The organism is Colwellia sp. E2M01, assembly GCF_018860585.1.
Classification (GTDB): domain Bacteria; phylum Pseudomonadota; class Gammaproteobacteria; order Enterobacterales; family Alteromonadaceae; genus Colwellia.
Map to the genome: position 1 here is coordinate 219479 of NZ_JAHKPR010000010.1, position 25348 is coordinate 244826.

General features: G+C 37.6%; 24 protein-coding genes and 1 other RNA gene. 10 read left to right on the forward strand and 15 right to left on the reverse strand.

What is annotated here, in order from left to right:
• The first annotated feature begins 435 nt into the window (after positions 1 to 435).
• Positions 436 to 783 (forward strand): rhodanese-like domain-containing protein, encoded by a 348-nt coding sequence (locus tag KO502_RS01715; protein WP_216020822.1) that lies wholly within the window; start codon positions 436 to 438, stop codon positions 781 to 783.
• A 54-nt stretch (positions 784 to 837) separates the two neighbouring features.
• On the forward strand, positions 838 to 1497 hold the full coding sequence (locus KO502_RS01720; RefSeq protein ID WP_216020823.1) for a DsbA family protein: 660 nt from the start codon (positions 838 to 840) through the stop codon (positions 1495 to 1497).
• Between the two features lie 113 nt (positions 1498 to 1610).
• Here KO502_RS01720 and lysA read toward each other — a convergent pair whose 3' ends face one another.
• Both lysA and KO502_RS01730 read right to left on the reverse strand, forming a co-directional pair.
• The gene (gene lysA / locus KO502_RS01725) at positions 1611 to 2888 is read right to left on the reverse strand and encodes a diaminopimelate decarboxylase (RefSeq protein WP_216020824.1); all 1278 of its coding nucleotides are present in this window, start codon (positions 2886 to 2888) and stop codon (positions 1611 to 1613) included.
• A gap of 238 nt (positions 2889 to 3126) precedes the next feature.
• Positions 3127 to 3648 (reverse strand): NADPH-dependent FMN reductase, encoded by a 522-nt coding sequence (locus KO502_RS01730; RefSeq protein ID WP_216020825.1) that lies wholly within the window; start codon positions 3646 to 3648, stop codon positions 3127 to 3129.
• A gap of 154 nt (positions 3649 to 3802) precedes the next feature.
• On the opposite strand from KO502_RS01730, the gene KO502_RS01735 reads away from it, so the two are divergent.
• Positions 3803 to 4720, forward strand: coding sequence for a LysR family transcriptional regulator (locus KO502_RS01735; protein ID WP_216020826.1), 918 nt, complete (start codon positions 3803 to 3805; stop codon positions 4718 to 4720).
• Positions 4721 to 4784: 64 nt separating this feature from the next.
• Here the strand turns inward: KO502_RS01735 and KO502_RS01740 are convergent, their stop codons facing one another.
• Complete coding sequence (locus KO502_RS01740) at positions 4785 to 5462, reverse strand: DUF2982 domain-containing protein (protein ID WP_216020827.1); 678 nt, start codon at positions 5460 to 5462, stop codon at positions 4785 to 4787.
• Positions 5463 to 5523: 61 nt separating this feature from the next.
• Positions 5524 to 5970: a DUF4124 domain-containing protein gene (locus KO502_RS01745; protein ID WP_216020828.1), complete on the reverse strand. Its 447-nt coding sequence runs from the start codon at positions 5968 to 5970 to the stop codon at positions 5524 to 5526.
• Between the two features lie 142 nt (positions 5971 to 6112).
• Between KO502_RS01745 and KO502_RS01750 the strand changes: the two genes are divergently transcribed.
• Positions 6113 to 7036, forward strand: a complete 924-nt coding sequence (locus KO502_RS01750) for a M23 family metallopeptidase (protein WP_252730440.1) — start codon at positions 6113 to 6115, stop codon at positions 7034 to 7036.
• Positions 7037 to 7059: 23 nt separating this feature from the next.
• Here the strand turns inward: KO502_RS01750 and KO502_RS01755 are convergent, their stop codons facing one another.
• From KO502_RS01755 to KO502_RS01805, 11 genes are all read right to left on the reverse strand, one after another.
• Positions 7060 to 8208 (reverse strand): ABC transporter permease, encoded by a 1149-nt coding sequence (locus KO502_RS01755; RefSeq protein ID WP_216020829.1) that lies wholly within the window; start codon positions 8206 to 8208, stop codon positions 7060 to 7062.
• Positions 8208 to 9209: an ABC transporter ATP-binding protein gene (locus tag KO502_RS01760; RefSeq protein ID WP_216020830.1), complete on the reverse strand. Its 1002-nt coding sequence runs from the start codon at positions 9207 to 9209 to the stop codon at positions 8208 to 8210. Before KO502_RS01760 ends, KO502_RS01755 begins: the two co-directional genes overlap by 1 nt.
• The gene (locus tag KO502_RS01765) at positions 9206 to 10177 is read right to left on the reverse strand and encodes an HlyD family efflux transporter periplasmic adaptor subunit (RefSeq protein ID WP_216020831.1); all 972 of its coding nucleotides are present in this window, start codon (positions 10175 to 10177) and stop codon (positions 9206 to 9208) included. Before KO502_RS01765 ends, KO502_RS01760 begins: the two co-directional genes overlap by 4 nt.
• 552 nt (positions 10178 to 10729) lie before the next feature.
• Positions 10730 to 11176: a Holliday junction resolvase RuvX gene (gene ruvX, locus KO502_RS01770; RefSeq protein WP_216020832.1), complete on the reverse strand. Its 447-nt coding sequence runs from the start codon at positions 11174 to 11176 to the stop codon at positions 10730 to 10732.
• A gap of 76 nt (positions 11177 to 11252) precedes the next feature.
• Positions 11253 to 11870, reverse strand: a complete 618-nt coding sequence (locus KO502_RS01775) for a YqgE/AlgH family protein (protein ID WP_216020900.1) — start codon at positions 11868 to 11870, stop codon at positions 11253 to 11255.
• 63 nt (positions 11871 to 11933) lie between these two features.
• Positions 11934 to 12896 carry a glutathione synthase gene (gshB, locus tag KO502_RS01780; RefSeq protein WP_216020833.1) on the reverse strand — a complete coding sequence of 321 codons (963 nt, stop codon included), beginning with the start codon at positions 12894 to 12896 and terminating at the stop codon, positions 11934 to 11936.
• 99 nt (positions 12897 to 12995) lie between these two features.
• Positions 12996 to 13730 (reverse strand): 16S rRNA (uracil(1498)-N(3))-methyltransferase, encoded by a 735-nt coding sequence (gene rsmE, locus KO502_RS01785; RefSeq protein ID WP_216020834.1) that lies wholly within the window; start codon positions 13728 to 13730, stop codon positions 12996 to 12998.
• Between the two features lie 292 nt (positions 13731 to 14022).
• A complete protein-coding gene (gene metK, locus KO502_RS01790; RefSeq protein ID WP_216020835.1) occupies positions 14023 to 15210 on the reverse strand; it encodes a methionine adenosyltransferase in 1188 nt (395 codons plus the stop codon).
• 301 nt (positions 15211 to 15511) lie between these two features.
• Complete coding sequence (gene murI / locus KO502_RS01795; protein WP_354668292.1) at positions 15512 to 16342, reverse strand: glutamate racemase; 831 nt, start codon at positions 16340 to 16342, stop codon at positions 15512 to 15514.
• Positions 16343 to 17022: 680 nt separating this feature from the next.
• Positions 17023 to 17203: non-coding RNA, 6S RNA (gene ssrS / locus KO502_RS01800), on the reverse strand.
• A 200-nt stretch (positions 17204 to 17403) separates the two neighbouring features.
• Positions 17404 to 17712: a cell division protein ZapA gene (locus KO502_RS01805; protein WP_216020836.1), complete on the reverse strand. Its 309-nt coding sequence runs from the start codon at positions 17710 to 17712 to the stop codon at positions 17404 to 17406.
• A gap of 273 nt (positions 17713 to 17985) precedes the next feature.
• Here KO502_RS01805 and KO502_RS01810 point away from each other — a divergent pair, with 273 nt between their 5' ends.
• The 6 genes from KO502_RS01810 to gcvH all read left to right on the forward strand — a co-directional run bounded on the left by KO502_RS01810 (position 17986) and on the right by gcvH (position 24895).
• Positions 17986 to 18588: a UPF0149 family protein gene (locus KO502_RS01810; RefSeq protein ID WP_216020837.1), complete on the forward strand. Its 603-nt coding sequence runs from the start codon at positions 17986 to 17988 to the stop codon at positions 18586 to 18588.
• 109 nt (positions 18589 to 18697) lie between these two features.
• A complete protein-coding gene (pepP, locus tag KO502_RS01815; RefSeq protein WP_216020838.1) occupies positions 18698 to 20041 on the forward strand; it encodes a Xaa-Pro aminopeptidase in 1344 nt (447 codons plus the stop codon).
• Positions 20042 to 20047: 6 nt separating this feature from the next.
• Positions 20048 to 21370 (forward strand): 2-octaprenyl-6-methoxyphenyl hydroxylase, encoded by a 1323-nt coding sequence (ubiH, locus tag KO502_RS01820; protein ID WP_216020839.1) that lies wholly within the window; start codon positions 20048 to 20050, stop codon positions 21368 to 21370.
• Positions 21371 to 21391: 21 nt separating this feature from the next.
• Positions 21392 to 22672, forward strand: a complete 1281-nt coding sequence (locus tag KO502_RS01825) for an FAD-dependent monooxygenase (RefSeq protein WP_216020840.1) — start codon at positions 21392 to 21394, stop codon at positions 22670 to 22672.
• Positions 22673 to 23161: 489 nt separating this feature from the next.
• Complete coding sequence (gcvT, locus tag KO502_RS01830) at positions 23162 to 24250, forward strand: glycine cleavage system aminomethyltransferase GcvT (protein WP_216020841.1); 1089 nt, start codon at positions 23162 to 23164, stop codon at positions 24248 to 24250.
• A 258-nt stretch (positions 24251 to 24508) separates the two neighbouring features.
• A complete protein-coding gene (gene gcvH, locus KO502_RS01835) occupies positions 24509 to 24895 on the forward strand; it encodes a glycine cleavage system protein GcvH (RefSeq protein ID WP_216020842.1) in 387 nt (128 codons plus the stop codon).
• Positions 24896 to 25348: the final 453 nt, after the last annotated feature.

Here is a 25348-nt window from a genome sequence, read left to right on the forward strand (position 1 = left end):
CCTATAAGCCTTTTAACTTTCGCTGAGTGGGAAAGAACTTAATCAACTTGGTATTACTTATTTGCATCTCGTCCTAAGTTTATAAACGTCTTAGTACGAGAGAATACTATGTTGTTATAAACTTGGTGTAGTAACTTTTAGTTCGAGCTAAGCTTGTTGGAGCTAAAGTACCTTGAACTAAGGCACATTTTTTGTTGAGCCAACTTTGAGATATCCATATTTATCCTGACATTGCATTTATTGTGTTACTTTATACTTGTTTTATGTATTAGTAAACACTAATATAAGTAGTATTAGTAAACACTAATATAAGTAGTATTAGTAAATACTAATATTTATAAAAACTTAACTTATTCATCATGTAAGAGTGTTGGATGTAATGAACTGAATAATAGTCAAACTTATTTATTTTACTATGCAGCTAGAGGGAATATGATGTTAAAAACAATACCGGAAGTCGTAGCACATGCGCGAGAATCATTAACCGTTGTTAATGCTGAAGAAGCCGTGCAACAAGCCCAACAACACAATGGTGTTATTATTGATGTTCGTGAACCAAGTGAGTTTTCTGATAAATCAGCGAAAGGGGCAATTAATATTCCCCGCGGTTTATTAGAAATGAAAATGCTGCAATTGTACCCAGATGATCAACAAGTTATCTTTTTGCATTGTGCTACTGGCGCGCGCGCTGTGTTTTCTGCGGAGCAATTAAAACGAGTGGGTTATAAAAATGTTTCAGTAATAACCTCTTGTATTGACGATATTTGTAATGCGTGCCTTTAATAATATTTGTAAATGTATAACAATCAACTTATGAACAATGATAGGAAGTAAAGCATGACAAAGCCTTTGGTTATAGACTATTACAGTGATGTATTATGTGTGTGGGCTTGGATAGCACAACGACGTATTGATGAGCTAAACGAAAAGTTAGGTGATAAAATTGAATTTCGTTACCACTATGTCGACATTTTTGGTGATGCGAGTCATAAAATTCCCAATCAGTGGCGTGATAAAGATGGTTTTTTAGGTTTTGCTAAACACGTACAAGAATCTTCAGCGCCTTATGTTGATGCGCCGACAAATTCTGAACTATGGAAAACTGTGCAGCCAAAGTCATCGGCTAATCCGCACCTTGTATTAAAAGGCATCGCTATAACGCTCGGAGAAAATATCAGTGCTGAAATGGCGTTACTATTTCGTCAGGCATTTTTTATTGAAGCTAAAGATATTAGTCAGTTGAATGTTTTGTTTGCATTGATTGAAAGTGCAGGACATAACGTAGCCGCAGTAAAAGAGGCATTAAATGACGGTAGTGCTATCGGCGCGTTAATGGCTGATTACCAACAAGCTAAGTTATTAATTATAAAGGGTAGTCCAACTTACATTATTGATAATGGTAGACAAGTTCTTTACGGTAATGTTGGTTATCGGGTGTTATTCGCGAATATTGAAGAGCAGTTAAAATCGCCAACTAATGAAGCTAGTTGGTGTTAATTCACTCTTTGCAAAGCTAAAGAGCATAAGCATAATGATAAGCATAGCTTTGTCTTATCATTATGTATTATATAAATTTATTAAAGCTTATCTGCCATACTGCTTTACAAGTATTATAACCAGTCAGGGGTTATATCTTGTTTGATAATATCTTCATAACTTGGGCGAGTTCTTACCACCGCAAATTCATCGCCTTTTACCATCACTTCTGGCGCTAACATACGGGTATTGTAAGTAGACGACATAACCGAGCCGTATGCACCACTGCTCATTATTGCAATTAAATCGCCTATTTCAGCGTCATGCACTTGTCTTGCTTTGGCAAAAGTATCGCCGGTTTCACACACTGGGCCCACAATATCGTAGGTTTTTAAAGGTTCTTCATTATTATCAATACTCGCTTTATCAACGGCGATGATTTGATGATAAGCATCGTACATACTTGGTCTGATCAAATCATTCATGCCCGCATCAATAATTAAAAATTCTCGCTCTTCGCCTTTTTTAACAAATACCACACTGGAAACGAGGATCCCTGCGTTACCTAATAATGAACGTCCAGGCTCAATAATAATTTTACAGTTTAAGTGTCCCAGTTGTGCATGAACCATTTCTGCGTAGGTTTGCTTACTTGGAATAATTTCATCGCTATAAGTAATACCTAAACCGCCACCAACATCTATCACGTTAATGTCATGACCATCTTCTCTTAATTCAACAACGAGCTGGGCGATGTGTTGATATGCTTCTGTAAATGGCGTTAAGTTTGTTAATTGCGAGCCAATGTGTACATCAACACCTTGCACTTTTATACCTGGTAATGCAGCAGCTTCTTTATAGGCAACTCGTGCTTTTGAAATAGGTACGCCAAATTTGTTTTCAGCTTTACCTGTGGAAATTTTTTCATGAGTTTGGGCACAAACATTAGGGTTAATACGAAAAGCAATAGCTGCAGTTTTGTTAAGAGCAGTGGCAACCTTTGAAATTAACGCTAATTCAGGCTCAGACTCTACGTTAAATTGAAATATGCCTAAAGATAGCGCGTAGTTAATTTCTTCTTCTGTTTTAGCAACGCCAGAATAAACAATTTTATTTGCGGGAATACCAGCCATTATTGCCCGTTGAATTTCGCCCATCGAAACCACATCAGCACCAGATCCTAACTTAGACAAGGTTGTTAAAACAGCTTGATTGCTATTGGCTTTTACCGCGTAACAGATTAACGTATCTTGGTTGCTAAAAGCGTTTTGATAGTCTTGAAAACTTGCTTCAATCGCTGTATGTGAATAGCAATAAAAAGGCGTTTGTACTTTTTTGGCGATATCACTAACCGCAATATTTTCAACAAACATTTGATTATTTTTATGCGGGAAATAGCTAGTTGGAGTCATAGAATTATCATTGGGCTTAAAACGAATAGATTGTAGCTAAATTTATGCTAACTCAGAAGACTATTCAAGCGCTAACTGAAGATGGGGTTAAATGAGCAAGGAGGAACAATTATTCAATACTAGCTTGATTAAATAACAGTGTTTCTAGCAAACAGAAAGCTAGGGTGGCATAAAGATCAGAGCAATACTAAATTTTAGCATTGCTCTGAAAAATTAAGTAAAGCTATACAGTAAAAGGTTATAGCTGAGCGACTGCAGCTTTTAATTGTGCAACTATTTCTGGATTAGTCACCGCTTGCTTTTCAATATCAAAGTTTTCATAAAAATTAGGTACCGAAATACTGGCTTTTACATCTGCTGCAAAATAAGGTGCTGAGGCTGTTGCGGCAGCTAAAACTGAACTAGCACCACCTGGGCCTGGTGAGCTTGCTAAAAAAACTACCGGTTTACTTTGAAATAACTTCATGTCTATACGAGAAGTCCAGTCGAATAAATTTTTATAAGCTGTTGTATATGAACCATTATGTTCGGCAAATGAGATGATAATCCCGTCAGCTTGCCCTAGTTTTGCGTAAAATGCTTTGGCTAATTCGGGCTGACCTATTTCAGCTTCTTTATCTTCACTAAACAAAGGCATTTCATAATCATTGATATCTAATATTTCTACCGAAGCGTCTGAAACTAAAGATGTGGCATAACTGGCAAGTTGCTTATTGATAGATTTTGAACTGCTGCTGGCAGCAAAGGCTAATAACTTCATGTGTAGATTCCTTATTTACATTTAAACTCAATTAATTAAAACCAAATACTTGAGAGTAAAGTTACTTTAAACTCGATGTAAAGTGATTATGTTAGTAGTATATAGCTATAATTAAATGTAATTAATAACTTTAAATGATAAAAACTATTTCCATATGACTCATAATGAAGACTCTAAAATTTTCGATGGCATGGTGATATTTACCCAAGTGGTAGAATGCGGTAGCTTTTCAGGCGCGGCTATTACTACAGGGCATTCAAACTCTTTTATAAGTAAAACAATAAATAAGCTTGAAGCGCGTGTTGGTGTGCGTTTACTCAATAGAACCACGCGCTCTATTAGCTTAACGCCAGAAGGGCAGGTGTATTATGAGCAGTGCCAACAATTAGTGCTTGATGCGCAAGACGCGATGGCATTATTAACGCAAAGTAATATTGAGCCGAAAGGGGTATTAAAAGTCAGTTGTCCTACTTCGTTTTCAGAGAGTCATTTGCAAGATGTAGTGTCAGATTTTATGCACCAGTATCCTGCAGTTAACTTAGTCTTAGACTTAAACGATCGCCATGTTGACTTAATTCAAGACGGCTTTGATTTAGTTATTCGTGCTACTACTAAACTTGCTGAATCAAGTTTAGTGTGCCGTAAAATATATAGCTGTAAAGGTTATACTGTCGCATCACATGATTATTTACAACGTTATGGCACGCCAAGCTCACCTGAACAGCTAGTTAACCATCAATGTATTTGTTATAGCAATTTAAAGCAGCCCACTAAATGGGGATATGAAAATAACCAAGGGAAAACTAGCCAAGTAGAGGTGACCAGTAAATTACTGTGCAATAGTGCTAGTATGGAATTGGCTATGGTACTTGCCGGTCATGGTATTTGTCGTTTACCTGAGTTTGTGATGGAAAAAGTCCTTAAAAATAAACAGCTAACGGTGTTGTTTAATGACTACATAGCGCCAACTATTGATGTTTATGCTATTTATCCAAGTCGTAAGTATTTATCACCCAAAGTGCGTTGTTTTATTGATTTGTTGGTGGCTAAAATGCCTAAAGCTTCGCTATAAATAAAGCTTCTCTCACTAAAATATTGTCATAATTAACAACTATTCTGCTAAAACTATTCATACGTTAATTATATTTTTCTGAATAGGCTTTGCACTTTGTTAATAATGAGCAAAATGCATTAAGCTCTCGATCAAGTGCGGTTTCAGGTAAAAATAGGTGATACCCCAATGCACTGTGCAAAAGAGTAGTGTGATGCATAAAAGCTGCTAATGGTCCTTTTAATACTTGGCCACAAGACAGTATGAACGGATCAAAATTTAGTTGGCATTGCGCTAAGGTTAAATAGTCCAATTTAATAGCAAGTGCTAACAAAGGTTTTTGTTCATGAATCAATCGATTAGCTAAACGTGGTGATATTTGTTTTGCTAGTGGAGTTAAATCGACTAAGCGAATAGCAACATACGGCGGTTGAATTTGCGTTAAACCGAAGGTTTCATTCATTAATGCTATGCGCTGAATTTGCTGCCATTCAAGTTGCCATTGACCATATCTATGGTGATATAAAAGACTTTTTGGAGTTAAGCATAAACTATATTGTGGTTGCAGGTACTTTGCCAAACCTGTGATAAAAACAACCAATGCAGATAGATAAATAAAAATAAGCACTAACTTAAACTGTAACCAATAGCCTTGACTAAAAGCTAAGGTAGTAAAAGCGACAAATATCCCAGTTAACATTAAAAAAAGCGCATGGTGATTACTCTGCGCTTTAATATTTATTATAGGTAATTGTGTTTGCATCATAACTACTTAATTACATATTTTAATGTAAGTAGATAAGTGCATTAGGCCACCTAAATTACTAACATTTCGTTTTAATTTGTTTTATTAAATGTTTAGTTTTGTCAGCTAACTCTTGATCACTTGTGTAAGTTCGCTCACCATCAGGAGACATAGTATAAAGTCGGCCTCCTTGTTGATAAATAGCAAGGTTACTTTTTAAGCTATCGCAGTAACGTTGTTTTTCGGTTTCAGTTTCATATTTTTTTATGGCTTGCTTTTTTTTAGCTTGTTGTGCTTGTTGAAAATCTTGTTGCCATTGGCTATTAGGGTTCACTGGTTCAGAAAGGTTAGGATCGCCCGCGGGTTGAAACTGTTCAATATCACCTTCAAAGTGAGGTTTATCGCTATAATGCACAACGCCATCGGTATCGGTCCAAGTATAAACCTCAGCATGTAAGCTAAATGACAATAGATAACTTGTTAGTACAAGGTTGTTTACTACTTTAAGTGCTTTAAAAAATATCATTATACTTCCTTTTTTATTAATGAGTTTCTTGTATGTAGAATAAAATATCCCTCTATTTGCTAAAATATTAACACAGCTTTATTAGAATAGGGCAGCTTGATATCATTAATTCTTTATAAAAAGACTATTTAAGAAGGTTTCAATGAAAATAATGTGTACGTTAATGTGCAGAGGTTGGAATAGCTTATTACTCCTTATGTTAATGGCAAGCATTACCCATTGTTATGCTGGGCAGTTGTACAAATACAAAGATGTTAACGGAGGTTGGGTTTTTAGTGATAAGCCCCCCGAAACAGAAGATGATTTTGAAACCTTAGCCTTTTCTAAGGATAAAAAGTCAACCAGTAAAGTTAAACTGAAATACACTATTGATACTGATGGTTATCGTTTACAAGCTCATAATAAATTTTATGCACCTGTTGAAGTCGAGATTGTAAACCCTGAAACACAAATCAGCATTAGCAAAGTTGTTCCCGCACAAGGTGAAATTGATTTATTTACCCTTAAAAATAAAACGAGCCAATTAAAATTTCGTTGGGCAATGGGAGATCCTAACCTGAAGCCTGATAATTATCCCTATCAACCGCCATTTGATTCACCTAAAGGTCACCAGATAACACAAGGATTTAATGGTAAATTCTCTCACACTAGCGAATACAGTAGATATGCGGTAGATATAGCAATGGATGTAGGCACATATTTAACGGCTGTAAGAGCGGGTACGGTCGTGTGGGTAAAAGATGATTACCACATGAGTGGTACAACCACATATTTTTTAGATAAAGCGAATGTGATTAGAGTGCTACATGATGACGGCACCTTTGCCTCGTATGCTCATATTTTGATGGATACCGCCTTAGTGAAGGCAGGTGATAAAGTAGCTGTCGGTGATAAGCTAGCTCGATCAGGCTCATCGGGCTTTTCAACAGGGCCACATTTACACTTTTCAATTATTCGCAATATAGGTTTGAAAAACGTTTCAATTCCGTTCAAATTTGTAAACCCAGATGGTGAAACTTACACGCCTAAGCGAACGATGTTTATGGTTGGTTCAGTCAAGCCATAAAAAAACAGAAAAGCACTTGGTTATTAATCTAGTGACTTTTTAAATCGCAACGCCGCTACTAGTAAGCCGAAACAGGTAAAAGTAATTAACCAAAGCATATCAAAGCTCATATCTACAACCGCCACATCACGTAATACTACGCCTCTAATTAAACGAATAAAATGAGTGGCGGGTAATGCTTCGGCAATATATTGCGCAGCTAGCGGCATTCCTTCATAAGGGAACATAAAACCTGATAATAATATTGATGGCAGTAAAACAAACACCGTCATTTGCATCGATTGTAATTGGCTTTTGGCGATAGTTGATATCACCAACCCTAAAACTAAACTAGCGCAAATAAACAAAAATGTAGCAATAGCTAGTTGAGTTAGTCCGCCATTAAAAGGCACATTAAAAACCCAATAACCTAAGCCGAGAATAATTGCCACCTGAATAGCACCAATAAAAATATAAGGGACTATTTTGCCAATCATTAACTCAAGAGGAGCGAGCGGGGTAGTTATCAACATTTCCATATTACCGCGTTCTTGCTCACGGACAATAGCGGCAGAGGTAAACATTATCATGGTCATGGTTAATATTACGGCAACAAGTCCAGGAACAATATTCACTACACTGCGCTGCTCAGGATTATAAAGCAAGGTCGTTTCAAAGGTTGCGGTATTTCGATTTGCGGGTTTATCTAAAAGCTCAGTTAGCGGCATGTTGCGTAAGCTTTTAATCGTGCTGGCAATCATAGTATCTGAGCCATCAACTAACCATTGCGCTACTGGTCGGCTAGTTTCTTGTTTGCTTGATGCTGGTAAGCCCAAACCAACACTTGAGCTGCGCACTAAACGTTGACTAACGTCTTGAGGAATTATAAATACAGCGCGTACTTTATTACTGTCGATGGCAATTTGGGCTTCTTCAATTGAAGTGTAGCTATGGGTGAACTTTACAATACCGGTTGCCGACACTGTTTGTTGTAATATACGACTCAGTGATGTTTGGCTGTGATCAAGTACACCAACAGGAATATCTCGAATATTGGTATTGATGGCAAAAGCAAATAAAAGCAGCTGTACAAGTGGGATCATAATCACCATGCCAAAGGTCATTTTATCGCGTTTGAGTTGTAGTAACTCTTTAATAACAATGGATTGTATTCGTAATAATGATGTTTTCATTAACCAATACCTCCTTGACTAGTTGTACTTGAGTCATCGGTTATTTTTTGATTAGTACAACTAACAAATACATCTTCAAGGCTTGGTCTAACAAGTGCCAGTTTATCTGATGTATGTAAACAAGGTTGTTGCTGCAATAAAGCAACAGGATCGTCTTCTGCTTTATTCACTAAAACCCGTAAATGTGTGCCCAGTTGAGCGGCTGAAACCACTTGCGGTAATTGGATTAATTGATCTTTTATGTGTCTTAAGTCTTTAGCGCCAATTTCTACAATTTGTGCTGCCATGTTATCCATTAAATTTTGGGGAGTATCATCGGCTCTTTTAATACCATTTTCTAAAATAGCCAGTTTATGACAGCGCTCGGCTTCGTCCATGTAATGAGTTGAAACTAAAATGGTCGTACCTTGATCACAAAGATCAAATAACTGCTCCCAAAACTCACGTCGATTTTGTGGATCAACCGCCGAGGTTGGCTCGTCTAAAAAAAGTAATTTAGGCTTATGAATGACAGAGGCAGCAAGCGCAAGTCGTTGTTTTTGGCCGCCACTCATACTGTCCGCAAACTGGTTACTTTGCTGTGTTAATTGATGAACACTTAATAATTCACTCAAGCGTGCTTTTTGCTCGTTAGGCGTTAAACCGTAAATTTTACTCACAAATTGCAGATTTTCTTTAACAGTTAAATCGTCATAAAGTGAAAATTTTTGCGTCATGTAACCTATTTTCATACGTAGGTTTTGTGCTTCTTTTGGCAAGTTACAACCTAAAATATTTACCTCGCCACTGCTTGGTTTTAATAACCCAGTAAGTAAACGAATTGCAGTGGTTTTCCCTGAGCCATTGGGGCCTAAAAAACCATAAATAGTTTGTTTCTCAACCTGTAAATCTAAGGCTGAAACAGCCGTTAGGTTACTGAAATTTCGTGTGAGCTGTGTAGCGCTTATTGCATAATCATTTACGTTATCAGTGCCGCTTAACTTATTATTTAGTCTACTCATGGCAATAATACTTGTGCAGGAATACCCATTGGCAGTTCATTTGCACTGTCAGGTAATTGCACTTCAGCTAAATACATTAAATTCGCACGCTCTTCTTGGTTAAGCGCAAAGTAAGGGGTGAATGCTGGCTCAGACGATATCCAAGTTACGGTGCCTGTAAAAGTTTTGCTTAAGCCATCAACTTTTACAGTAAGTTTATCGTCAAGTTTGATATTTACACGATAAGGCTCAGGGATATAAACGCGGGCAAAGGGTGCATTACCTGCTAATACTATTGCCACGGGACTGCCTGTCGTTACACGCTCTCCTAAATTCCATGGCAAGTTATCCAATATACCATCACGTGTGGCAGTAACGGTTAAATCGATAAGCTTCTTTTGCTCGCTAGCTAATACTGCGATTGATGTTGCTAACATAGCTTCAGCAATTTGAATATCTTCAATACGTGCGCCGTTGGTCATTTGTAATAGGTTTTCTTGGGCGCTGTTTAGTTTTGCTTGATTTTCATCTCGAGCAGCAAGGGTTTCATCGAGGGTTGCTTGACTCGCTAATTGTTTTTTTATCAGTACTTGTGCACGTTGATAATTAGCTTCACTTTTAATTAATGCTGCTTTCGCACCTGAAACTTGTGCACTTGCGTTGGCTAACTCTTCTTCACGAACACCGTTACGTACTTTGTCTAAATTGGCTTGGGCTTGTTGCATTTCCGCCTGCGCTTTGGCAACCAGTGCGGTTTGAATGGTATTGTCGAGTTGAACTAAAACGGTGCCTTTTGTAACTTTACTACCAGCACTAACAGGTAATGCAGTGATTACTTCATTTGTTGTCGCAGTATGAGCAATTCGTTCTAGCTCTAATGTGCCTAAAGCAACGCCTGTCTTTTTGTTATCACAAGCACTCAATAAGACTATTAAGCTTACAAAGAGATAATGAAGTACTTTATAAGGAGAGGGAAATAAAACCAGCATAATCATTCATCTTATTGAAATGTAGTATGCTTTTAGTTTAAGTTCGATCAATAAAATGTCAATTTAATAATCAAAATTGAAGTTTATAAGAAGGAGCGTAGTTGACTTTTTGGGAAGGATTTATTTGTAAGCCTAAGCTAATTAAACTCAGACTAGAGATCTAGTCTTCAGCCAGTTAGGGGCTAAGTTATGATATTAAACTAGGGTATTAAGCTAGAGGTATTAAGTTAAGACACTAAGATTAGAAACTAAGCTACTATTTGAACTCAGTGTCTTATATACCCGTTCCACTTGAAGATGCTCGTTTCAGGAAGGCTGAGCGATTCATAACCAAGGCACCTTTTTTATCAAGGGTTGTTCTCTTAAAAAGAAATGTAACGCAGGGTATGATTTGCTCAGTCTTCCCCAAGGGCTGGTTTAGAAACGCTTTATGCCGCGTTATTGATTTTGAGAATGAACAACCATTCTCTACAATCAATGCCTTGCCTAAAGGCGTTTCTAATTCCAGCTGAATCCTGCATCTTCAAGTGGAGCGGGTATAGAGTAGAGGTTTTATGAATATTGTTGCTCAAAGTAACTTTCGATAATTAACCGTGCAGACTCGGCATCTATATTATCTTTTTTCAGGTTTTTAAAACCACCGCGCTCAAAAAGTTGGGCTTTAGCGTCGGCTGTTGTTAAGCGCTCGTCTTGAAACTCTACTTTAATACCAAAACGGCCATGTACACGATTACCAAATTTCCTTGCGTCTAAGGTTAGTTGCTGTTCACTACCGTCCATATTTAACGGTAAACCAATCACGATAAAATCAGGCTGCCATTCGGTTAGAAATTTAGCTAAATTGTCCCAATGAGGAATGCCATCATTAGCTTTAACTGAGCCGAGCGGAGTAGCACTACCAGTCACCTCTTGACCGACCGCAACACCAATATATTTTTTACCAAAATCTAATCCGATAACAGTACGTTGGCCAATTGGCGCTTTTGTTTTAGTCGACATTATTTTCCTTGGAATAGCTAATTAAAGACTGAGTAAAATTTATTTACTCAGTCTTTTAATCGTAAATGGCTAATGATTAGGCATGGCCAACTTCAGAAGATAAATGAGCAAGGTCGATACCTAACTTTTCAGTAGCTTTCTTCCAGCGTAGCTCTATAGGTGTGTTAAATAGTATTTCAATATCAGCAGGTGTTGTTAACCATGAATTTTCTTGTAATTCTTGTTCAAGTTGTCCAGGTCCCCAACCGGCATAACCTAAGGTTACTACAAAGTCTTTGGGCGCTTTTTCAGTACCTAAAGCCATCAAAATATCTTTTGAAGTGGTGATCATCAACTCGTCACTTAATGACAAAGAGCTTGCCCAACCTTGTTGCGAGCTATGTAAAACAAAACCACGCTGTTTGGCAATAGGTCCACCGGTTAATACTAATTGTTCTAAACTATTTGTTAAATCGATGTTACTTTCAGCAATGTTAGTATCAGTTGTTTGGCTATCTGCACTTGCTGATTGTTCATTTTCGTCTGGCTCTATTTGTTTTAATAAATCAGACAAGGTGATATTTACAGGTAGGTTAATGATCAAACCCATAGCACCCTCTTCATTATGCTCACAAATATAAGTGACCGTTTTATTAAAATAAGGATCGCCCAATGTTGGCATTGCGATTAAAAATTGGTTCTCTAAACTTTGCATTGATAAGGACTCGTCGGTTTTAGGTAGATCTGCTTTGGCTGATTTTTCCATCTAATTTACCTTTTATTTTTTTATGTTATCTTCTATCGCGTCCATTAGCTTACCACTAATATTGATTGGATAAGCTGCTTCAATTTCACGAATACAGGTAGGGCTGGTGACGTTAATTTCTGTTACTTTATCGCCAATAACATCTAACCCTACAAAGTATAGCCCACGTTTTTTCAATTCGGGGGCAATCGCGTCAGCAATAGCTTTATCACTAACACTAAGTGGTTGCGCAACACCACGTCCACCAGCAGCTAAATTACCACGGGTTTCACCTTGTGCAGGAATACGCGCTAAACAATAAGGCATTGGCTCGCCGTTAACAATCAGTATGCGTTTGTCGCCATCGACAATTGCCGGCATAAACTCTTGTATCATGGCGTATTGCTGACCATGATTGGTTAAGGTTTCGATAATTACCCCAACATTGGCGTCTTTTTCTTTAATACGGAATATTGACGCGCCACCCATACCATCAAGTGGCTTAATAATCACATCTTTATTGGTTTGATGAAATTCACGGATTTTATCACTGCTGCGTGTAACTAATGTTTTCGGGGTAAATTCGCTAAACCATGCGGTAAATAATTTCTCATTACAGTCACGTAAACTTTGCGGTTTATTCACAATTAATGTGCCTTCAACCTCGGCGCGTTCAAGCATATAAGTCGCGTAAATAAATTCCGTGTCAAAAGGAGGATCTTTACGCATTAATACGGCGTCTAATTCACTTACGGCAATATCTTGTGGGTCTGATAATTCATACCAATGCTCGCTATCATCAAATACCTTCACTTGTTGAGTAGTAGCACGACATTGGCCTTGCTCTAGGTATAAGTCTTTCATTTCCATGTAATAAAGTTCGTAACCCCGTTTTTGTGCTTCAAACATCATGGCCATGGATGAATCTTTGGCGACCTTAACTTTCGAGATAGGGTCCATTACTACGCCAAGTTTTATTACTTTAGTTGTTGTCATTTTTTATCCTGTTCAGCGTTGTTTTAACACTGTAATTGAAAGCTTTAGTAACCTTATGTTTAAGGTTGTGTAAAAGATCATTGCTAAATATTTATGCTGTTAGTGTAAGTCACCAAATCTACATTGTAATGCGGTAATAGCAGTTAAGGCTGCGGTTTCAGTACGTAATACTCTAGGGCCTAATAATACATCATGAAAACCACTTTCATTAGCATCATTTATTTCTTCATCACTTAAACCACCTTCTGGGCCAATAAGTAATCTTACGCGTTTATTTTCCATCGGTAAGCTCATAATCGAGTGTTGAGCTTTAGGATGTAAGTTAATTTTTAGAGCGCTAGTTTCTTGTGCTAACCAATCAGCTAAAAGCATAGGCTCAGCAACAACAGGAACACTAGCACGACCACTTTGCTCACAAGCGCTGATCACAATTTTTTGCCATTGTTGGCGTTTCTTCTCAAGTCGCTCAGCATTTAGTTTAACACCACAACGCTCAGTAAATAGAGGAGTGATGGTATTAACCCCTAATTCAACTGACTTTTGTAGGGTAAAGTCCATTCTATCACCGCGCGAAATACCTTGCCCAAGGTGAATATTCAAAGGAGATTCACTGTGGTTTTCTTGCTGGGAAATAATCTTCACATCCGCTGACTTTTTACTAACATTGCACAGCGCTGCAGTATATTGAAATGCTTCTTCTCCATTAAAAACAGTAATAGCATCGCCTTCTTTTAGGCGTAACACGCGTACAACATGACCGAAAGCATCTTCGGATAAAGCTATTGTTTCATTAACTGTAAATTGACTTGGTTGAAAAATTCTAGGGTTACGCATAAATGGGCTTATAAATGAAACTTAATCATTTAACTAAGGTAAGGGCTGTGGAGGAAAAAAACAATGAAAGGATGGAGAAAGTTATTAATAGATTATTTTAGCTGGTGGTAATTTTTAGAAAGGTAGTCACTTTTAAAAAGCATAAACTTTTAAATAGATCGGTAGAAGCGCCAAAAATAATAAGGGAGCGTATATTATTAACCTCAGAAAACAAAAAACCAGTATACCGGTCAGGCATACTGGTTTTTATAAACTAGCGTTTTAAGCTATTACTTTACGTATAATTTAGCGCTTAAATACCGGCAGCAATACGTAATGCGTCTGCTTTATCTGTTTTTTCCCAGCTAAATGCTGTGAACGTATCATCACCAACAGTCATTTCAAATGGTTCGCGACCAAAGTGACCGTATGCAGCCGTTTGTTGGTACATTGGGTGTAACAAGTCTAACATTTTAGTGATGCCGTAAGGGCGTAGATCAAAATGTTCACGCACTAATTCAACTAAACGCTCTTCTGTTACTTTACCAGTACCAAACGTGTCAATTGAGATAGAAGTTGGCTCAGCAACACCAATAGCATATGACACTTGAATTTCACAACGATCAGCAAGACCAGCAGCCACAATGTTTTTAGCAACATAACGACCTGCATAAGCAGCACTGCGATCAACTTTTGATGGATCTTTACCTGAGAAAGCGCCACCACCGTGACGAGCCATGCCGCCGTAAGTATCAACAATAATTTTACGACCTGTTAAACCACAATCGCCTACTGGACCACCAATAACAAAACGACCCGTTGGGTTGATATGAAATTTTGTGTCACTTGTTAATAACTCTTCAGGTAAAACATGCTTAATAATGTTTTCCATTACCGCATCAACTAAATCTTCTTGTTTAATTTCAGGATTATGCTGAGTAGAAAGTACAACGGTATCAATCGCTACTGGCTTGTTATCTTCATAGATAAAAGTTACTTGTGATTTTGCATCTGGACGTAACCAAGGTAAAACACCCGACTTACGTGCTTCAGCTTGACGCTCAACTAAACGATGGGAGTAATAAAGTGGTGCTGGCATTAAGGTTGGTGTTTCATTGGTTGCATAACCAAACATTAAACCTTGATCGCCTGCGCCTTGATCTTCTGGTTTAGTGCGATCTACACCTTGCGCGATTTCTGGAGACTGTTGACCAATTAAGTTCATGATGCCACAAGTTTCGCCATCAAAACCAACATCTGATGAGGTATAGCCAATATCACTGATCACGTTACGAGTGATAGTTTCTAAATCAACCCAAGCATTAGTTGATACTTCACCAGATATAATAGCAACACCGGTTTTAACCATAGTTTCACAGGCAACACGGGCGTTTTTATCTTTGGCGATGATGGCATCTAATACCGCATCAGAAATTTGATCGGCTATTTTATCAGGATGACCTTCAGAAACAGACTCGGAAGTAAAAAAGTGTCTAGACATAAATCCTCAGAAAAATTTGAGTTGGTGTTTGAACTGTACTTTGAATCGCGTCTTGAATATTAAAGCAGATTATTAGCCAGAGTATTAACCTGAATACTAAACCTGAGTATTAAATATGTGTGTTAAAGCGCAAATCTGTACAAAAAATAATAGGGTGATTCTACACGGGTTAAAAATTATTTTCTAGTGTTTTTACGCCTAGACGGCTAAACGTCTCTTTTTTATTTAGGAGAGTATATTGATGTTTAACTTGTTCTTGTGAAAATACTTATTGAGGGTTGTTTTTTATTGTAATTAAAAATCAAATGGTTATGTTTTTTATCTGTACGTTACCTTGCCATAACTGACAGAATAAACTTTCTTGTTGATGAGCAGCTAATGTACTAAAAAATAAACAATCTCCTTTTTGAGAAGGATTGGCACTTAAATTGTTTTCGGCTAATTTTTTGATTAATTGCTGCGTCACTGGCACCGTTGTTTCAATAATATTTATTTGGCTACCAACAATATTCTGTATTTGTTGTTGTACAAAAGGGTAGTGAGTACAACCAAGCACTAAAGTATCAATGCCTGCTGTAATTAAAGGTTCGATATATTGTTTCAATAAAGAAATACACGCAGAGCTGTTTTGTTGTCCTTGCTCTATAAACTCAACTAAGCCGGGGCACGGGTTAATAATTACCTGTGTGCCATTATTGTGTACGTCAATTAAGGCTTTAAAACGCTTATTTTCACTGGTTGCCTGTGTTGTTAATACCGCAACTTTTTTAGTAATACTTTGCAAAGCCGCAGGTTTAATTGCGGGCTCAACACCAATAATAGGGATATTTACTTGGGCTCGAAGTTGTTCAATAGCATTTACAGTAGCGGTATTACAAGCAATAACAATAGCTTTAACACCTGTTGCCATTAGCTGTTGGGCAATTACGTTAACACGTTCAATAATAAAATCGACCGACTTATCACCATAAGGTGCATACAAGCTATCAGCGATATAAATAATATTTTCATAAGGTAACCGCTCGCTAATGCACTTAGCAATAGAAAGGCCACCGACGCCTGAGTCGAAAATACCAATTGGTGCTGAATTAAATGTGTTGGTTGGCGAAGTAATAAGTTTAAAAACCGAGATAGTTAACTAGATGCAATAAATTGTATTGCCTTTAATAGTGATAAAGCAAACATAATTAATTGCTTAGTTATTTTAACTAGTTTGGTGAGAGGTTACTTTTGATATTTGAATGTTTTTTATAATAGAAAGTAGTTGACGCTTCCAAGGTGCCGCAGCTTACATAGTCCTGAACACCGTGCTTGTCTTTAAGAACGGGTGGGATCATTGATTTGGTATTATGAGAAATAGATTTGAATTCAAATGAATAATAATTGACGCTTCCAAGGTGCCGCAGCTTACATAGTCCTGAATACCGTGCCTGTCTTTAAGAGAGGGTGGGGTTTTCTTTGATATTTGAATGTTTTTTATAATAGAAGGTAGTTGACGCTTCCAAGGTGCCGCAGCTTATATAGCCCAGAACACCGTGCCTGTCTTTAAGAGCGGGCGGGATTATGAGTTTTTAAATAAAATGAGAGTTTTTTATTAGAGAAGTGAGCGCTTCTTATGTTCGGTAAGTGTTGCCGCAGCTTACATAGTCCTGAATATCGTGCTTGTCTTTAAGAGCGGGCGGGATTATGAGTTTTTTGAAATGAGTTTTTTTTAGAGAACTGAGTGCTTCCAAGGTGCCGCAGCTTATATAGTCCAGAACACCGTGCCTGTCTTTAAGAGCGGGCGGGATTATGAGTTTTTTTAGAGAAGTTAGCGCTTCCAAGGTGCCGCAGCTTACATAGTCCTGAACACCGTGTGTTCAGGGCGGGATCATCATGTTAACCGTAGGCTTCCCGATACGAGCCGGGCTTGCACAATAGCTAGCAATCAATTCCCTAAGGTAAAACTTATCGGCTCAGGGACATAGTTCGCATACAAACACCCCAGAAGACAAAATAAGTATAGCTAAAAATGGTGCATCAAATAAGGTTTATTTTGTAATTTCTTGCCAAGTGATGGGTAATTATTCGTTATGTTTTATTTTTAAGCTTTAACTGTAGGCAAGGTAGGCAAGTATAAAAAAATAGGGTGCGGATGATTAATCGTAACTAAATATTTTTGCGGTAATGTAAACTTGTTATATAAGTTTGCAGCTAAGCTCTTTTTTTCTTGGTAGGGGAAAGTGCTTGTTCAATGGTTGATTGTAACAAGGCTATTTTTTGTTGGTTTTCTTGTTGCTCAACTTTTAATTGTTGTTGAGTTTTGATTAAATCATTAGCTAAGTTCAAAGCGGTCATTAATAAACTCTGCTCTGGCGTACTGATCACTTTACTGTTTGATGCTTTTTTTAAACGATCACTTAGCTCTTGCGCTGCCGTTAATAAGGCAGTTTCTTGCCCTATTGGGCAAGCTACTTTTAGCTTGCGATCAACTATGTTGATTTCTACGGTGCGTTGCGACATTTATAAAAATTCCAATTACTTATTAAATACTTATTAAAATCTCTTAATAAGATAGCCATCATTTAGCTATTTTCAGTCCGTTATTTAAATAGTAACGATGCAAGGCTTTAGATGCAAGCGATCATATTAGTTATATTTGCTACGATCGTAATAAAAACAATGATCTTACCCGCATTTAGTTGGCGTTTTCAGTTATTTTCCTTTTCTGATATTTTCGGCAGTGATACCATAAAGCCTATAACTTCCATAACTATATAAAGTATAAAAGCAATCATGAGCGAAATCACTTCAAGTAACGATCCAAAGCAAGACCTAATAGATTTTCCTAGCATGCAAGCCATCATAGCCAGTGAAGGGCTTAACTGCCATGCAAGTGAGTTACATGGCGTTTTAACCGGGCTAGTGTGTGCAGGTTTTGAATTTGAAGATCAAGGTTACCTTACTATCTTAAATGATTTGTTCAATGACGGTGATAGCTTTCCAAGTTCGATAAAAATAGCGCTTAAACAAATGTTTAGTGAATTGTGGAGCAGTATTTTAGACGATACTTATAGCTTTAATCTTTTATTACCAGATGATGATGACTCTATTGTTGAACGTGGTCATGCGTTAGGTGTATGGGTACAAGGTTTTAACTTAGGTTTTGGTTTACAGCAAAAAGATAACCCTGTGGTATCGGAAGAAGTAAAAGAAGTCCTTACTGACTTTGGTGAAATAGCTAACTTGTCTGATGAAATGGAAGAAGATGAAGATACTGAGCAAGCGTACTTTGAAATTGGTGAATATGTGCGTATTTCAGCATTATTATGTTTTAGCGAATTAGCGACACCGCCAAATCGCGAAAGTAATAATGACGCCCCTAAAATACTTCATTAAATTTAACTTAGACGGTGACTACTAATATAGTCACCGTTGTTTGAAAAACATTATCTAATAAAAAGTTAGCTCTTAAAAATCACCACTTACGACAATATAAGCTTTTACAATGACCAAAGCCCAAATAAGCACATTACCGCTAAGCGACTTTACGAAACATCGCACCGCTTTTATCGAAAAAATGGTGAATAACAGTATTGCTATTTTTCCTGCTGCGTCTGAAGTTACCCGTAGCAATGATACTGAATTTGCTTTCTGTCAAAACAAACATTTTTACTATCTAACGGGCTTTAATGAGCCAGATGCGCTACTAGTTTTAATGAAAACAAACGATGGTACAGCGCAATCCGTTTTATTTACCTTGCCTAAAGATCCTTTGCATGAAATTTGGCAAGGTCGCAGAATAGGGCAACTGAAAGCGGTAGAAGATTACGCCGTAGATAAAAGTTTTGAAATTAAAGAAATTGATACGTTAATACCTCAATATTTAGAAGGTAAAAGCCAAGTGTATTTTGGTTTTAACGATCCTGATTTTTCAACTCAAGTTTTTAGTTGGTTAAAGCAAGTAAAAAGTCGTAGTCGCCAAGGCGTAAAAACACCGCAATGTTTATTTGACTCTGATCCCATTGTAGAAGAATTACGTTTAATTAAGTCAGAAAACGAATTAGCGTTAATGCGTCAAGCTAATCATATTTCAGGTTTAGCGCATCAACGTGCTATGCAAAAATGCCAAGTAGGTAAGTTTGAATATCAAATTGAAGCAGAGCTTTTACATGAATTTTCTCGACATGGCGCAAGATACCCCGCATACGCAAGCATTGTAGCAGGTGGCGATAATGCCAATATCTTACATTACACAGCTAATAATGACGCACTCAACAATAACGAATTATTACTGATTGATGCTGGCGCAGAATTATCAGGTTACGCCGCCGATATTACCCGTACGTTCCCTATTAATGGCAAGTTCAATAAAGAGCAAGCAGCGCTATATCAATTGGTACTCGATGCCAAAAACTTAGCCATCAATGCCATTAAGCCGGGTATGACTTTCGCAGAGTTAAATGTAATAACTAATGCATTTTTAACACAAGGTTTACTCGATTTAGGCTTATTTACTGGTGATTTCAACGAACTTCTCAGTGATAAAAAAATAAAGCAATACTTCATTCACGGTCTTGGTCATTGGCTAGGGTTAGATGTTCATGACGTGGGTGATTATCAAAGTAATGATAAACGAGAGCAAACCAGAGCTTTTGAAAAGGGCATGGTAATGACTATAGAGCCAGGGCTTTATATTCCACTTGATGATTTAAGCGTGGCAGAAAAGTGGCGTGGCATTGGTATTCGAATTGAAGACAATATTGCGGTAACTGACACCGGCTTTGAAAACTTAACGGTTAACTCTCCGCAAACAATTGAAGAAATTGAAACCTTAATGGCTACGAGCTAATCATCAATGACAACGACGAAAAACACTAATCAACATTTTGATGTCATTATTTCTGGCAGCGGTTTATCGGGCAGTTTAATGGCATTAAGTTTAAGTAAACTGACTAAACAAGATGGCAGTTTACTTTCTATTGCTATTATCGAAATGCAAACAGTGAGTAAGTCAAAATTAAATAATGACAGCAGCTTATTTGATGAGCGTGTTTTAGCCTTATCGCATGGTAGTGCAAAATACCTCAATGAATTAGGGGCATGGCACTATTTAAAAAGCGACGCGTGCGCTATCACTGATATTGATATTTCTGATCGTGGTCACTTTGGTAAAGCACGGTTAGCAGCAAAAGAACATAACGTAAACGCTTTAGGTTACGTTGTTGCTATGGAAAAAATAGGCAAAGCACAGTTAAATGCACTGAAAAATAGTCAAGCGGATAATACGAAGGCGGATAATACTAAGGCGAATAATACTCAAGCGGATAATATACAGTGGTTTAGTCCTGACTCAATTTCAGCTATTGACTGGCATACCGAAAATGCAAATCAAGCTCAAGTAAGGGTTACCTTAAACTCAAACAAAATTTTATCAGCAAGTTTAATCCTCGCTTGCGATGGCGTGCAATCTCCCGTTAGAAAACTCGCTAATATCAAGGTTAATGCTGAAAATTATCAGCAAGTTGCGCTTATTACTAATGTTTCTACAAGTAAACATCATCAAAACAAAGCGTTTGAACGTTTTACTGAATTTGGTCCAATTGCCATGCTGCCGTTAACGAATGCTGTTGTTAATTCCAGTGGCAATAGTACGGACTCTAACCGTTGTTCTTTGGTGTGGACTATGACGCCTGAGCAAGGAAAGGTTATTAATCAATTAGATGACACGGCTTTTAAAACAGAGCTTGAGCGCGCCTTTGGCAGTTATCTTGGCACTATTACTCAGGTAGGAAAACGTCATACTTATCCGCTAGTGTTATTACAAGCACAACAACAAACTTATCATCGCATGGCGCTAGTTGGTAACTCCTCACATACTATTCACCCAATTGCAGGACAGGGGTTTAATTTAGGTTTGCGCGATGTCAAAGTGATGGCAAAATTAATTGAAGAAGCGTTGCTTGCAAACCAAGATATCGGTAGTTTTTCCTTATTACAGACTTATCAAACAAATAGAGCTAAAGATCAGCGTGATGTCATTGCATTAACCGACTCATTAGTGACTTTATTTGCTAATGATCTACCGCCATTAGTGCTTGGCAGAAATATAGCCTTACAAGGGTTGAATTTTATGTCGCCGCTTAAAAATGCCTTAGTTAAAAAAACGATGGGCTATTAACAAAATTGAAGAAGATAAAACATGCAAAAATTTGATGTGTTAATTGTTGGTGCCGGTATGGTGGGTTTAACGCTAGCACTAGCGTTGCGTAAAACAAGCCAATTAACAATTGCTATGGTCGACACACAAGCAGTAACGGAACTTGATGACAACATTGACGTAAGAGTAAGTGCCATTAATGTTGCCAGCAAGAACATCTTTTCAAACATTGGCGTATGGCAAACGATAGAAGCAAGTCGCGCACAAGGTTATCAGCACATGCATGTTTGGGATAAGTCGGGTTTAGGTAAACTAGACTTTTCAGCACAAGACAGTACTATTTTTCCAACCGAAAATAATTTAGGCTGGATCATCGAAAACAAAATGATCCGCCATGCTTTATGGCAACAAGCCGAACGTGATGAAGGTATTCATTTTTTTACGGGTAACAAACTTGCCAGTATTAGTCATGGTGAAAGCGAAATATTTGCTACGTTTGAACAAACATCAGATAGCCCAATGACAACACCTATTATTAGTAAATTAGTAGTTGGTGCCGACGGTGCTAACTCTTGGGTTAGAAAACAAATGAACATGGAGATGATTTTTAAAGATTATGATCATCACGCCATTGTTGCGACGGTTCAATGTCCACAAGGTCATAAAAATACCGCTTGGCAAGTTTTTCTTCCATCAGGACCTTTAGCCTTTCTGCCTTTACAGTCTCCAAGTACTGCAAGTGAAAACAAAGATTTATGCTCTATTGTTTACTCTACTTCGCCAGAAGACGCTAAGCGTTTAATTGCTCTTGATGATATTGAATTTTCTAAAGAATTAACCGCAGCAAGTGACGGAAAATTAGGTGATATAAAACTAGTTAGCGAGCGATTTACCTACCCACTTACCATGCGTTTAGCACAAGACTTTGTTAAAAATCGCGTAGTATTGGTTGGTGATGCTGCACACACCATTCATCCTCTTGCGGGACAAGGTGTTAATTTAGGTTTGTTAGATGCTGCAGCATTAGCGGAAACTTTAACAGTAAAGCTTAATGAGCATGATGAAAGTCAAAGTGACTTTGTAAACTTTACTGATCTCAAAGCCTTCTCACGCTGGCGTAAAAGTGAGGCCACAGAGATGATTGCCGCAATGGCAGGTATTAAACAAGCATTTACTCCGCAACAATCGCCAATCAAATTATTGCGCGGTGTTGGTATGAATTTAATCAACAACTTGGCTCCAGCTAAAAACAAGCTTATTGCGCAAGCGCTAGGCATAAAAACAGACTTACCAGCTCTAGCTTATTCAAAAGATACTTTATAAAAGATTTAAGGTATTAGGATCTAGAGCCTAGAATCTAACTCCTAGAACCTAGGTCTTATCTCTAGCCTTTATCTGAAGTGATATTACAACATCAAATCACCTGCATAGCATTACGTCATTCCCGAAGTTACTTGTCGGGAATCCATGTTCTTTATTGCTAAATTACTTCCCGATCATTTCTTCAATTAACTCGCCAAACTAACTTAAAAATCAACTAAACAATAAGCTCAAAAATAAGTTATATCACACTTTCGGTTTTTATTTGTTTTATTGATTATTTACTTATATTTAATTGTTTTTAATTTTTATTTTTTGTGTTTATAAAAATAAAATTCGGTCATGCTCGTTAAGGCTGTTATATGTTCTTTTAACCTTGCTTTTTGTTGTTGAATCAACAAAAGTGCAGCGCTATAATTAGCCAACTTTTTAATAAGCATTACCTAAGTCTTATTAGTTAAATTTTTGTTCGTTAACCTTTAGGTGAAACAGATGACCAGTAAAACAGTATTACATGCCAAGCACATAGCTGCGGGCGCAAAAATGGTTGATTTCTATGGCTGGGAAATGCCAATTAACTACGGCTCTCAAATTGAAGAGCATAATGCAGTAAGAACTCAATCTGGTATGTTCGACGTTTCACACATGACAATTGTTGATGTACAAGGTACAGACGCCAAAGCATTCCTACGTCGTTTAGTTACTAACGATGTTGCAAAACTTACAGTAAAAGGCAAAGCCCTTTATGCTGGTATGTTAAATGAGCAAGGCGGGGTAATTGACGATTTAATTATCTATTTCTTCTCAGATACTGATTACCGTTTAGTGGTTAACTCAGCAACACGCGAAAAAGATTTATCGTGGATGGAACAACAAGCAGCAGGGTTTGACCTTAGCATTATCGAACGCCCAGAATTTGGCATGATCGCCGTGCAAGGCCCAGAAGCAAAAGCGCAAGTTGCTAAGTTATTAACACCAACTCAACTTGAAGCTATTGCCGACATGAAGCCATTTTTTGGTGTTCAAGCAGATGATTTATTCATTGCGACCACAGGTTACACAGGTGAAGAGGGTTATGAAATTATCATTCCTGAAAATGCAACCGAAGATTTTTGGCAAAAATTATTAGATTTAGGCGTTGCTCCTTGTGGTTTAGGTGCACGTGATACCTTGCGTTTAGAAGCAGGTATGAACCTTTACGGTTTAGATATGGACGAAACCATTTCGCCACTTGCCGCTAACATGGCGTGGACAATTAGCTGGGAGCCAAGCGATCGTGATTTTATTGGTCGTGATGTATTAGCGGCGCAAAATGCTGCCGGTGAACAGCCTAAGCTTGTTGGTTTAATATTAACTGAAAAGGGCGTATTACGTTCACATCAAGTGGTTGTTACCGAATTTGGTAATGGTGAAATTACTTCAGGTACTTTCTCGCCAACATTAGGTCACAGTGTTGCTTTAGCGCGTGTACCGCGTAATGTAAATATTGGTGATGTGGTTGAAGTTGAAATGCGTAAGAAATTAGTAAAAGTTACAGTGACTAAGCCTAGCTTCGTACGTAACGGTAAAAAAGTATTCTAATTCATCCGTCATATTTGAAACCGCAGTTTTATTGTCTACGCTGCTCGGCGCAATCACTTAGTAAACTAAGCTCAGCGCCTCGCAACTTGACCGCTTCACTGCGATTCCAACTATTTAGAATTAAATTCGTCCCGCTTGAAATGGCTGAAAATGATGAATATTAAGTTTTTAAGAAAAAATAATTAGTTCATAGCTTTTATGCTATAAAATTGAATAAAATTTACTCTACCTTAACTCTATTAAGAATAGGAAAATAAAATGAGCAACACTCCATCTGAATTAAAATATGTAGCTACGCACGAATGGGTTCGTGTAGAAGGTAACGGCATTGTTACTATTGGTATTACTGAGCATGCGCAAGAGCTTTTAGGTGATATGGTATTTGTTGAGTTACCAGAAGTAGGCGATCAAATAGCTACGGGTGATGATGTTGCTGTTGCAGAATCGGTTAAAGCGGCTTCTGATATTTACGCGCCAATCACAGGTGAAGTAGTTGAAATAAACGAAGAGCTTGAAGATGCGCCAGAATTAGTTAACTCAGATGCGTTTGGTGACGGTTGGTTGTTTAAAATGAAAGTTGAAGATGAGAGTGAGTTAGATGCTCTTCTAGATGCAGAGGCATACGCCACTTCAATCGAAGACTAATTTTTAACGTCGCTAATCCAGTTTAGTCGGCATTACTCTTCGCTACTCGCCTTGTTACGTACTAAAGTACGCGCCAACGGCTCGCAGCTTGAGTGCTTTGTCTAAAGCTTGATTATCTTAGTTAAAGTTTTCGGTCACACTCAACGTTTATGCGGCGTTGCTAAAGTTCTTATTAGGTATCACTTAGCGGACTAAGCTCAGTCAAATCAGAATAAAAGCGCCTTGCCTAAACACTGACTATTTTCAAAAAACGTCTGTCTCAATTGCAGATATTTAAATTACATGCTCAAGTAATTAATTCAGCTAAATTCTGAATACGTCATCTTCGAAGTTTCTGATCGAAGATCCATGATGTTTTTAGTAACTGGGTCCCCGATTAATACATTACGGGGATGACGAAGCTTAGCTAAATGCATAAGTAATTGCATAAGTAAATGCACAAGCATGTAAAGA